The organism is Streptomyces sp. ISL-12 (assembly GCF_018614415.1).
Taxonomy (GTDB): domain Bacteria; phylum Actinomycetota; class Actinomycetes; order Streptomycetales; family Streptomycetaceae; genus Streptomyces.
Window position 1 is genome coordinate 60,273 of record NZ_JAGGOO010000144.1, and the last position, 10,656, is coordinate 70,928.

Here is a 10,656-nt window from a genome sequence, read left to right on the forward strand (position 1 = left end):
ACCCAAGGGGCCGTATCGAGGACGGAGGCCCCCGGAGCGTGCCTGATGGCATCGATGAACCGCGTCAGGATGTGGTTCCCCGCTGCGGGCCGGTGCGGAATCGTGTGGCTTGGCTCAACGCGTGTTCGGCGTGTCCGACGAACGCGATGGCAGCCTCACGGACGTGGGTCTTCCTCCGCTGCTCGCGGGGAGACGTAGCGGCTACTTCGGCCGCGTGTCGGGCGGCAGGTCGGGTCCGGCCACGGGTGTGGTGAGCATCGGCTCGGGCAGCGGTCCACGTCATGCGATCATGCCTTCCACACGGCGCTCCGGCCGCATGTCCGCCGGCGCGGTACGCCTGCAGGGAGCGTTCAGGTCCGGACTGTCCAGACTTCCGGGCCTCCGCCGCGCCACTCGATCAGTTCCGACGTGTCCACGTCGATGTCCTCCAGCCCCGCCCGCCGCAGGAACTCCGCAACGTCCCGCGGTCCGTAGGCGAGGCCCAGGATCTCACCGTCCGCACGGACCCGGCGGCCGCCGCTCGGCGACGGCCGGCCCACCACCACAGGACGCTTGGCCATTACTCCAGGATCTGCCCGCCCTGGCGTATCCGCACCTCGCTCGAGCAGCACGCTTCCCTGCTGGAGTGGGCCGCTCAGGGACAGCCGCCTGTGCTGGCCGACCGCTGCCATGGGCTGGTGAGCCCGTCCTTACCCGGCACCTGGCGGGCGGATCTCATCGACGACGTCCCTTGATCGAGCCTGCCACTCGTGCGGACCGCACGGTCAGACTGCCATGGGGGGAGCCTCCTGCTCAGCGTCACCGGTCGCGGCCGGCGTCGTCGGCCAGTAGTGGTGAGTGGGCCAACACGACGACGGATGTGGCCACGGCTGCGGCGGCGAGGGCGGCCAGGGCGACGAACAGTCCGCCGTGCACCTCCTCGCCGAAGATCAGGGTGCCCCACAGGATGGAGAGGACCGGGTCGCCGAGGGAAAGCCCGGGCTGGGTGGCCAGCAGAGGGCCCGCGTGAACTGCCGATTGCAGCAGGAACATCGATCCGGCGCCGGCGATGATCATGCCGTAGAACTGCCAGCCGGTGAGCAGGCCGCCGATCCCCTGGGAGGCGGTGTCGGTCATGCCCTTGATCAAGGCGGCGGTCAGGGCGAAGCCGCAGCTCGTGGTCGTGCCCAGGACGGCCGCCTTGCGCGCCGCTCCGGTCGTCAGTCGCGCCCACCACACCCCGGCGGCGATCAGCAGCACGTTGGCTCCCAGGGCGAGTGCCCACAGCAGGCCGGAGACGCCGGTGGTGGATCCCTCGGACGGCGAGAGGCTCAGCAGCATGCCGGCCAGGCCGGCCGCCGTCACCGCGGCGGCCGCCCACTCGCGTTGGGTGGTGCGGCGGGCCCGGGACGCGGTGAGCACGCCACGGAGGGTGGCGGGCACGTCGACTCCTTGATTCGACGCCCGTCAATGCCTCTCTGAGTCTCGGAGCTTGCCACCCGTATCGACGGGTGTCAACATAGACGCATGTCGAAGTCAGAGGTCGTGGACCTGCCCGTCCCGGAGGACAGCGACGTCGTGCCGTGCTGCCCGCCGATCACCGCCGGGGAGCTGTCCCGGGCTGACGCGGAGAAGATGGCCGCCATGTTCAAGGCACTCTCGGACCCGGTGCGCCTGCGGCTGTTCTCCAAGGTCGCCTCCCACCCGGGCGGCGAGGCGTGCGTGTGCGACATCGCCGACGTCGGCGTCTCCCAGCCGACCGTCTCCCACCACCTCAAGAAGCTGCGCGAGGCCGGACTGCTGACCTCCGAGCGGCGCGGCACCTGGGTCTATTACCAGGTCGCCCCGTCCGTGGTAGCGGCCATGGCGGCCATGCTCGACCTCCGCGGCTGACCGCCGCCATGAGTCGGCTCCGCAGTCAGGCGCCGCAGCCGGGCGGGCAGCAGTACAGCAGGTACTCCTTGAGGGTCTCCAGGCGATGGGCCATGGTGGCACCGTCGGCACGGTAGAAGACCTGCTTGCCCTCTTTGCGGGAGAGGACCAGACCGCCACGGCGCAGCAGGTTCAGGTGCTCGGAGGCGGTTGACGGCTTGAGGCCGCATCGCTCGGCGATCTCCCCGACGGCCAACTCTCGGCCCCCCGCGAACTGTCGCATGACCAGTTGGCGGGTCTCGCTCGCCAGAGCCTTGAGGAAGTCGGCCGTCGCCGGGTCGACGTCCTCGCCCGCACCGCCACCTGCCACTTCCTCACCTGATCCGCGACCCATATTTCGTCACTTCCCGAAACGACGACGCTTACAGGAGAAGGTTCTCATGGAGCACCACGCCGACCTCATCGTCCTCGGCGCCGGCCAGTCCGGTCTGGCCACAGCCGCCCTCGCCCCGCGCCACGGCTTCGCCCGCACGCTCGTCCTGGAGGCCGCCGACCAGGCCGGCGGGGCCTGGCCGCGCTACTACGACAGCCTCACCCTGTTCTCCCCCGCCCGGTACTCGTCGCTCCCCGGCATGCGCTTTCCCGGCGACGGCGACCGTTACCCGACGAGGGACGAGGTGGTCGCCTACCTGCGCGCCTACGCCCGCCGGCTCGACGCCGACATCCGCACCTCCACCACTGTCACCTCGGTGCTGCCCCGCGACGGCGCCTGGACGGTGCGGGCGGAGGACGGTGCCGCGTTCACGGCGCGTGCGGTCGTGGCCGCCACCGGCGCCTTCCGCAGCCCGTACACCCCGGACGTGCCCGGGCGTGAGGAGTTCGCCGGGCAGTGGCTGCACGCCGCCGGCTACCGCAGCCCCGAACCGTTCACCGGCGGACGTGTCGTGGTCGTGGGCGGCGGCAACTCGGCCATCCAGATCGCCGCCGAACTCGGCGCGGTCGCCGAGACCACGCTGGTCAGCCGCCGGCCCATCGGCTGGACGCGGCAGCGTCCGCTGGGCCGGGACATCCACTGGTGGCTCCTGCGCACCGGGTTCGACATCGCCCCGCTGAGCCGGATCCTGGAGAAGGCACCGGTGTCCGTCCTCGACGACGGCCGCTACCGCACGGCTCTCGAAGCCCACGGCGTCCAGCGGCGCGAGATGTTCGCTCGCCTGACGCCCGACGGTGTCGTATGGGCCGACGGCACCAAGGAACCGGTCGACACGATCATCTGGGCCACCGGATACCGCCTCGCCTTTCCCTACCTTGACGGCAGCGGCGCCCTGGACGCCGACGGCAGGCCCCGGCACCGCGGCGGCATCGCCACCGTTCCGGGGCTCGGCTTCGTCGGGATCGAGTTCCAGCGCAGCTTCTCCTCCAACACCCTTCGTGGCGTTGGCCGCGACGCCGCGCACGTGCTGTCCCGGCTCAGTCGCTCACGCTGACGACGGCGTTGCGGACACGTGCCGCTCCGGACTGTTGGAGGGGCAGCACAGTCCGACAACCAGCCCCTGGGCGTGCCGTCCGGGCCGGGGCGCGGAGTCAGCTGTCCAGTTGGCGCGCGATCTGGCGGGCGGCCTCGCGGGCCGGGCGGCCCACGCCGATCAGAGTGGCGGAGGCAGGGCCGGTCCAGTCGCCGTAACCGAGCAGGTGCAGGCGGGGTTCGCCGACAGCTCGGGTGCCGGAGGTCGCGACGCGGCCACGCGGGCCGCGCAGTCCCAGCGGGCCGAGGTGGGCCAGGGCGGGCCGGAAGCCGGTGCACCAGATGATCGCGTCCGCCTCCGACCGGCTACCGTCGTCCCACTGGACGCCGGTGGCGGTGAGCCGGCGGAACATCGGGCGGGCCCGCAGGAGTCCGGCGTCGCGAGCGGCACGGACAGGCGGGACGGCGACGACGTCCCCGAGCGAGGCGACCCCGCCTGTGTCGCTGCGGCCTGCGTCGAGGGCGCGATGGGGGTCCCCCCGCTCGAGCGAAGCCGAGAGCGCGGCGGCGGGCGGTGGCGACGTCGAACAGGACGCGGCCGTCGATGTCGTCGGGCAGGAGGCGGGGTGGACGCCGGGTCACCCACGTCGTCTCGACGTGGTCGTCCAGGGCGAGGTCGGCCGCGATCTGGGCGCCGGAGTTTCCTCCGCCGACCACGAGGACGCGCTGTCCGGCGAAGTCGCCTGGGCGGCGGTAGTTCACGGTGTGCGTCTGCCGCCCGGTGAAGTCGCCGCTGCCGGGGACGGCGGGGACGAAGGGCCGCGACCAGGTGCCAGTGGCACTGATGACCGCCCGGGCCCGCCAGGGACCGGAGTCGGTCTCCACCAGGAGCCGGTCGCCGTCGCGGTGCACGGCGTCCACTCGGGTGCCGTGCTGGACGGGCAGGTCATAGCGCTTCTCGTAGTCGGTCAGGTAGTCCACCACATGACCGGTGTCGGGGTAGGTCTCGCCGGGCTGTGTGGGCATGAGCCGGCCGGGCAGGGAGGAGTGGTCGGCCGGGGAGAACAGGTGCAGCGAGTCCCACATGTGCTGCCAGGCCCCGCCCGGCGCCGGTTCGGCGTCGAGGATGGTGAAGTGGATGCCCTGACGACGCAGGTGATAGCCGGCGGCGAGCCCTGCTTGGCCGCCGCCGGCCACCACCACGTCCACGTGCCGCGTCATGGGGTCGTGGTCACCACGTCGGCGGTGAACTTCTTGCGCCAGGCGAGCGCGACGTAGACGAGGCCGATCAGGACCGGTACTTCGATGAGCGGTCCGACGACGCCGGACAGGGCCTGGCCGGAGGTGACGCCGAAGGTGGCGATGGCGACCGCGATGGCCAGCTCGAAGTTGTTGCCCGCCGCGGTGAACGCCAGGGTGGTGGTGCGGTCGTAGGCCAGGCCGAGGCCCTTGCCGAGGAGGAAGGTGCCGAAGAACATGACCGCGAAGTACACCAGCAGCGGCAGCGCGATCCGGGCGACGTCCAGCGGCTGGGAGGTGATGGTCTTCCCCTGGAGGGCGAAGAGGATGACGATCGTGAAGAGCAGCCCGTACAGCGCCCAGGGGCCGATCTTCGGCAGGAAGCGGGACTCGTAGCCCTCGCGGCCCATCTTCTTCTCGCCGATCCGGCGGGTCAGGAAGCCGGCCAGCAGCGGGACGCCCAGGAAGACGACCACGTTAAAGGCGATCTCCCACATCGAGATGTCCAGGTGCTCCCCGTCGCCCAGGCCCAGCCAGCCGGGCAGCAGGTCCAGGTAGAACCAGCCCAGCAGGCCGAACGCGATCACCTGGAAGACGCTGTTGAGGGCGACCAGCACGGCGGCCGCCTCACGGTCGCCGCAGGCGAGGTCGTTCCAGATGATGACCATGGCGATGCAGCGGGCCAGGCCGACGATGATCAGGCCGGTGCGGTACTCGGGCAGGTCCGGCAGGAAGATCCACGCCAGGGCGAACATCACCGCGGGTCCGAGGACCCAGTTGATGACCAAGGAAGAGATCATCAGCCTGCGGTCGCCGGTGACCGCGTCCAGCTTGTCGTAGCGGACCTTGGCCAGGACCGGATACATCATGATCAGCAGACCGAGGGCGATCGGCAGGGAGATCCCGCCGACCTCCACCTTCGCCAGCGCGTCGTTCAGTCCGGGGATCACTCGCCCGAGCCCCAGGCCGACAGCCATGGCGATGAGGATCCACACCGCCAGGTAGCGGTCGAGGGTGGAGAGCTTCTTGACGATCGAGTCGCCCCCGGCCCCGGCCGGAGCGGAGGTGGTGGGCTCGGTGGAGGTCACGGGCAGGCCCTCTTGTTCTCGGCGGCGGTACGGGCGGACTCGGCCAGGTCGGCGAACTGCCCGGCGAGCTGGGCGATGACGTCGGGGCGCAGCTTGTAGTAGGTGAAGCGCCCGCACGGCTCGGTCTCCACGACCCCGGCCTCGCGCAGGACTCTCAGGTGGTTGGAGAGGTTGGTCTGCCGGGCGCCGGTCTCCTCGACGAGGTGCGTGGTGCACAGCGTCTCGCGGGCGAGCAGTGTCACGATCCGGAGCCTGAGCGGGTCGGCCAGCACCCGGATCAGGTCAGTGTCGACTGACGTCATCATGGGCTGATACTCTCACATCACCCGGTGCTGATACCAGCCGGGGCTGACCTATGGGCCCGTCGAGAGGGTCTTCCCATGTCCGTCGTCCCCACTCCCGCCCTGCCCGACGAGCGTCTTGCCGCCGGCGCGGCCCGCCTGGCCGTCCGGCACGCAGGTCGCTTCGCGGTAGAGACCGTGCAGCGCCTGCTTTCCGATTCCTACCAGCGTTTGGCCGCCACCGCGCAGGTCACGACGCACCTGGTGGTTCTGGCCGAGCGTTTTGCCGCCGAGCGCCTCGACGCTCTCGCCCACGCCCAGGGCGCACCGGGTGCCAGGGTGCCCCGGGTGCTGTTCGTGTGCAGCCAGAACGCGGGGCGCTCCCAGCTCGCCGCGGCGCTGCTGCAGCATCGTGCGGCCGGCCGGGTCACCGTCTCATCTGCGGGAACCCGCCCGGGGCCCGAGGTCGAGCCGTACATCGCGCAGGTCCTCGTCGAGGCGGGCGCCGATCCGGCCGGGGCGTTTCCCAAGCCACTGACCGACGAGGTCGTGAGGGCCGCCGACATCGTCATCACCATGGGCTGTGGCGATGCCTGCCCGATCGTCTCCGGCCGCCGCTACCTGGACTGGCCGGTGGCCGACCCCGAGGGCGCCTCGCTCGGAGCCGTCCGTCGAATCCGCGACGACATCGACCATCGGATCACCGACCTGCTCGCCAGTCTGCCGAGCACTTGAACCCCCTGCACCACCGGTCACTCACTCCGTGAAGGAAGAACGCATGCCCTCCGCTCCGCTCGCCTCCGTACTGTTCGTCTGCGTCCACAACGCCGGCCGCTCCCAGATGGCCGCCGGGTTCCTCCAGCACTTCGCGGGCGACCGCGTCGAGGTCCGCTCCGCCGGCTCCGTCCCCGGCGACCAGGTCAACCCGGCCGCCGTCGAGGCGATGAAGGAGGTCGGCGTCGACATCGCCGACGCCACGCCGAAGATCCTGACCACCGAGGCCGTCCAGGCGTCCGACTACGTCATCACCATGGGCTGCGGCGACGCCTGCCCGGTCTTCCCCGGCAAGAAGTACCTCGACTGGGCCCTGGAAGACCCGGCCGGCCAGGGCGTCGAGGCCGTCCGCCCCATCCGCGACGAGATCAAGACCCGCATCGAGGCCCTCATCGCCGAGATCGACGCGAAGCAGGAGGCGTGACCTCAGTGACCGACAACGGAATTCGCGAGGTCATCATCATCGGCTCCGGTCCCGCCGGATACACCGCTGCCCTCTACACGGCCCGCGCCGAACTCGCGCCGGTCGTCTTCGGCGGCTCCGTCTTCGTCGGGGGTGCGCTCACCACGACGACCGAGGTCGAGAACTTCCCCGGCTTCCCCGAGGGCATCGACGGCCCGGACCTGATGGCGAACATGCGCGCGCAGGCCGAGAAGTTCGGCGCGGAGATGATCGACGACGACATCGTCGAGGCGGACCTCACCGGAGACGTCAAGTCGGTCACCGACACCGCGGGCACCGTGCACCGCGCAAAGACGGTGATCGTGGCCACCGGGTCCGGCTACCGCAAGCTCGGCCTTCCCAAGGAGGACGAGCTGTCCGGCAGAGGCGTGTCCTGGTGCGCCACCTGCGACGGCTTCTTCTTCCGCGACCGCGACATCGTGGTGGTCGGCGGCGGCGACACCGCCATGGAGGAGGCCACCTTCCTCACCCGCTTCGCCCGCTCGGTGACCGTCGTCCACCGGCGCTCCACGCTGCGCGCCTCGCAGGTCATGCAGAACCGCGCGTTCTCCGACGACAGGATCTCCTTCGCCTTCGACACCGAGATCGCCGAGATCAAGGAGAGCAACGGCATGCTGGCCGGGCTCGTGCTGCGCGACGTCTTCAGCGGCGCCACCCGCGACCTGGACGCGACCGGCCTGTTCATCGCCATCGGCCACGATCCGCGCACGAAGCTGTTCCAGGTTCAGCTGGACCTGGACGACAACGGCTACATCCGCGTCGCCTCGCCATCGACCCGCACGAACATCCCGGGCGTGTTCGCCGCCGGCGACGTCGTCGACCACACCTACCGACAGGCGATCACCGCCGCCGCGAGCGGCTGCCAGGCTGCGCTCGACGCCGAGCGGCACCTTGCCGCACTCAATGACGACAGAGTCGAGGCCGCGGTGACCGCCGTACCGGCCTGAGACTCGGACTGCGGGGTGGGCCCGCTCACGCAGCGGGCCCACCCCGGTTCCAGGACTTGTCCTGGGCGTGAAGCCTGCCGCGAGCCGGTCTGGGGCCACGCGGTCACCCACAGCACTGATCAGTTGTGCATCGGACCCAGCGCATCTCGGGGTTCGGCCGCCAGCTCAAGGGTTTCAAGCACAGCGAGCAGTTGCCGCTCCTCGTAACGGAAATGGTTCTCCATGATCGCGGCAATGCCTTCGAGGTGGCGGCCAAGCTCCTCGGGCGGCGCAGTCCGGTCGACTGCGGCACGGAGGCCGCCGAGCAGGTGGGCGATCATCGAGTGATCCTGTTCGAGCTGACGCACCACCGGGCGCAGCTCCGGATGTTCAGCTCCGATGGCCGGGAACAGGGTACGGTCCTCGCCCTGATGGTGGCCGTCGAGGGCCGCGCAGAAGCCGTGGCAGTACAGCAGCAGTTCACGGGTGGCCGCCTCGCCGGGCGAGCCGTCCGCGAGGGAGTCGCGGGTCACGGAGAGTGCTTCCCGTAGGCGGTGGTGCACCCGACGGAGTTCTTGGCTCCAGGCGATGAGCCTGGTCGTCTCGCGCTCAGTCACGCGAGAGCGAAGGGTGCGACGCATACACCGTCGGTCTCCTTCGGTCCGGCGCCTCCATGCCTGACACGGTCTGCCACCGGCACGCGACGCTTCCCACACACTACCCCTGTCGTCCTCATTCACCCGACGGGAGTCGCCTGATGAGACACCTCCTGTGTCATGGGGCCGACATCGTCGAAAGACCTTTCAGGGTCCACGGTGAACTGCAGAAAAGGCGACAGGCGCCCGACGTGGGTCAGGTGCAGTTCATGCATCGCTCGGGTGCAGGCGATGTACAGCATGCCCTTGTCCATCGCGTTGGCATAGTTCGTGTCGTCCACGTCCGGGACGATCACGGTGTCGAACTCCAGCCCCTTGGCAATGTGCGCCGAGGTGATGACGGTGCCGGCGCTGAACTCCGTGCTCTCGTAGTCGAGGAAGGTCAGGTCGACGCCTGCTGCCGACAGCGCGAGGTGCAGTTCTTCCGCCTGTGCCACGGTCTTGCAGATGATGCCGAGGGACCGGTACTCGCTTCGCCGGTGCCGCGCGATGAGCGCCAGGATGTCCGCGGTCTGCGACTTTGCGTCGTGGGCGGAGACGATCTGCGGCGGGAGCCCGTGCCGTCCGATCGGTACCAGCTTGTCGTTGCGTGCGATGTGCTGGGCGAAGTCCGTGATCTCGGCCGTGGAGCGGTAGCTCTTGCACAGCTCCAGGCAGTCGGCCTCGGGGAAGATGCCGCGGATGACCGGCAGTGACGAGGAACTGAAGGGGTTCACCGACTGGTTGGCGTCGCCGAGGATCGTCATCTTGCAGGAGAACAGTTCACGCAGTACCGCGTACTGAAGGGGCGTGTAGTCCTGCATCTCGTCCACCAGGAGGTGCCGGATGCGGCCGTAGCCTTCCTGTCGGGAGGTCTTGATCATGGTGTAGACGAGCGGGAAGACATCTGCGTACTCGATCTTCTTCCGGCCAAGCGGCTTGAACATGCCCTTGAGTTCAGGAGTCTGGTAGAACGCTGTGTAGAGGGCGAAGGCGTCCTTGTGCGGGAACATGGCGCGCACCTGCTTGCGGACGCCGTTGCTGTCCGCCGCCGACCACTTGCCACCCTTGTCCAGCACCTCCTGCCGCAACCGGTGCGCGGCGCTTTCGGCGAGAAGGTCGAGTCGGCTGAAGACGGGAAGCCCGCGCGAGCTCGCGAAGGCGTCGACGACCCAGTCTTCCGGCAGCCGCTTGTTCCTCTGCTCGATCTGCCGCGGGGTGAACTCGGCGTCCGCGCGGGCGGCCAGCCACTCGTCGAGCCGAGTGATGAACTCCGCCGTCGCCTTGAAGCGCATCCGCTCGGCCGCCGCGTCGTCCGGCCGGTCGAGCAGCTTGATCACCTGCTCGCTGAAGGTCTCGTACTCCGTCACCCTGGCCAGGAACCGGTCGGCGATCCGCTCGAAGTCGATCTCCGCGATCTGCTCCTCCCCCAGCTCGGGAAGGACGTTGGCGATGTAGTCACCGAAGACCTTGTTGGGAGAAAGGATCATGACGTTGTCGGACGACAGGGAGTCCTTGAAGCGGTAGAGCAGGAACGCCACCCGGTGCAGGGCGATCGACGTCTTCCCGGAGCCCGCGACTCCCTGCAGGATCAGCACCTTCGCCGTCTCGTTGCGGATCACCTCGTTCTGCTCGCGCTGGATCGTCGCGACGATGCTCTTCATCCGGTCGTCGGCGGACTGGCTCAGCTCCCGCTGCAGCACCTCGTCGCCGATGGTCAGCGCGCTGTCGAACATGTACTCAAGGCGATCGCCCGCGATCTTGTACTGGCGCTTGCCGGTGATCGTCCCGTGCACGGTGCCGGTCGGGGCCTCGAAGTGAGCGGCGCCCAGCTCGAAGTCGTAGTACAGGCTGGAGACCGGGGCCCGCCAGTCGTGGATGAGGATCTCCTGGGTCTCCGGGTCGGAGAAGTCATGGACGCCGATGTAGTGTCC

The 10,656-nt window shown here is 69.6% G+C and carries 12 protein-coding genes and 1 pseudogene; 5 read left to right on the top strand and 8 right to left on the bottom strand.

Annotation, left to right across the window (positions count from 1 at the left end; genetic code table 11):
- Positions 1-350: 350 nt before the first annotated feature.
- Together J7I94_RS33135 and J7I94_RS33140 are read right to left on the bottom strand one after the other, a co-directional pair.
- Positions 351-560 (bottom strand): hypothetical protein, encoded by a 210-nt coding sequence (locus J7I94_RS33135; protein WP_215173212.1) that lies wholly within the window; start codon positions 558-560, stop codon positions 351-353.
- A gap of 238 nt (positions 561-798) precedes the next feature.
- Entirely contained in the window at positions 799-1,422 is a 624-nt protein-coding gene (locus J7I94_RS33140) for a DMT family transporter (RefSeq protein WP_215173214.1), read from the bottom strand.
- A gap of 84 nt (positions 1,423-1,506) precedes the next feature.
- Here J7I94_RS33140 and J7I94_RS33145 point away from each other — a divergent pair, with 84 nt between their 5' ends.
- Positions 1,507-1,872: a helix-turn-helix transcriptional regulator gene (locus J7I94_RS33145; RefSeq protein WP_215173216.1), complete on the top strand. Its 366-nt coding sequence runs from the start codon at positions 1,507-1,509 to the stop codon at positions 1,870-1,872.
- Between the two features lie 25 nt (positions 1,873-1,897).
- Here the strand turns inward: J7I94_RS33145 and J7I94_RS39110 are convergent, their stop codons facing one another.
- The gene (locus J7I94_RS39110) at positions 1,898-2,221 is read right to left on the bottom strand and encodes a metalloregulator ArsR/SmtB family transcription factor (protein ID WP_308114806.1); all 324 of its coding nucleotides are present in this window, start codon (positions 2,219-2,221) and stop codon (positions 1,898-1,900) included.
- A 70-nt stretch (positions 2,222-2,291) separates the two neighbouring features.
- Between J7I94_RS39110 and J7I94_RS33155 the strand changes: the two genes are divergently transcribed.
- Positions 2,292-3,338 (top strand): NAD(P)/FAD-dependent oxidoreductase, encoded by a 1,047-nt coding sequence (locus tag J7I94_RS33155; RefSeq protein WP_215173220.1) that lies wholly within the window; start codon positions 2,292-2,294, stop codon positions 3,336-3,338.
- Positions 3,339-3,435: 97 nt separating this feature from the next.
- Here J7I94_RS33155 and J7I94_RS33160 read toward each other — a convergent pair.
- The 3 genes and pseudogenes from J7I94_RS33160 to J7I94_RS33170 form a co-directional block, all read right to left on the bottom strand.
- Positions 3,436-4,537, bottom strand: a pseudogene (locus J7I94_RS33160) (ArsO family NAD(P)H-dependent flavin-containing monooxygenase).
- The gene (arsB, locus tag J7I94_RS33165) at positions 4,534-5,643 is read right to left on the bottom strand and encodes an ACR3 family arsenite efflux transporter (RefSeq protein WP_215173222.1); all 1,110 of its coding nucleotides are present in this window, start codon (positions 5,641-5,643) and stop codon (positions 4,534-4,536) included. The pseudogene J7I94_RS33160 and the gene arsB overlap by 4 nt, the downstream one beginning before the upstream one ends.
- Complete coding sequence (locus J7I94_RS33170; RefSeq protein ID WP_215173225.1) at positions 5,640-5,948, bottom strand: helix-turn-helix transcriptional regulator; 309 nt, start codon at positions 5,946-5,948, stop codon at positions 5,640-5,642. Before J7I94_RS33170 ends, arsB begins: the two co-directional genes overlap by 4 nt.
- A gap of 75 nt (positions 5,949-6,023) precedes the next feature.
- On the opposite strand from J7I94_RS33170, the gene J7I94_RS33175 reads away from it, so the two are divergent.
- From J7I94_RS33175 to trxB, 3 genes are read left to right on the top strand one after another with little or no spacing between them, the layout of a single operon-like run.
- Positions 6,024-6,659: a low molecular weight phosphatase family protein gene (locus tag J7I94_RS33175; protein ID WP_215173227.1), complete on the top strand. Its 636-nt coding sequence runs from the start codon at positions 6,024-6,026 to the stop codon at positions 6,657-6,659.
- A 43-nt stretch (positions 6,660-6,702) separates the two neighbouring features.
- Complete coding sequence (locus J7I94_RS33180; RefSeq protein ID WP_215173229.1) at positions 6,703-7,122, top strand: arsenate reductase ArsC; 420 nt, start codon at positions 6,703-6,705, stop codon at positions 7,120-7,122.
- A gap of 5 nt (positions 7,123-7,127) precedes the next feature.
- A complete protein-coding gene (gene trxB, locus J7I94_RS33185) occupies positions 7,128-8,108 on the top strand; it encodes a thioredoxin-disulfide reductase (RefSeq protein WP_374198470.1) in 981 nt (326 codons plus the stop codon).
- Positions 8,109-8,227: 119 nt separating this feature from the next.
- On the opposite strand, the gene J7I94_RS33190 is transcribed toward trxB, so the two are convergent.
- Positions 8,228-8,728, bottom strand: a complete 501-nt coding sequence (locus tag J7I94_RS33190; protein WP_215173233.1) for a hemerythrin domain-containing protein — start codon at positions 8,726-8,728, stop codon at positions 8,228-8,230.
- Between the two features lie 95 nt (positions 8,729-8,823).
- Positions 8,824-10,656: UvrD-helicase domain-containing protein (locus J7I94_RS33195; RefSeq protein ID WP_215173235.1), on the bottom strand; the 1,833-nt coding region annotated here is incomplete at its 5' end.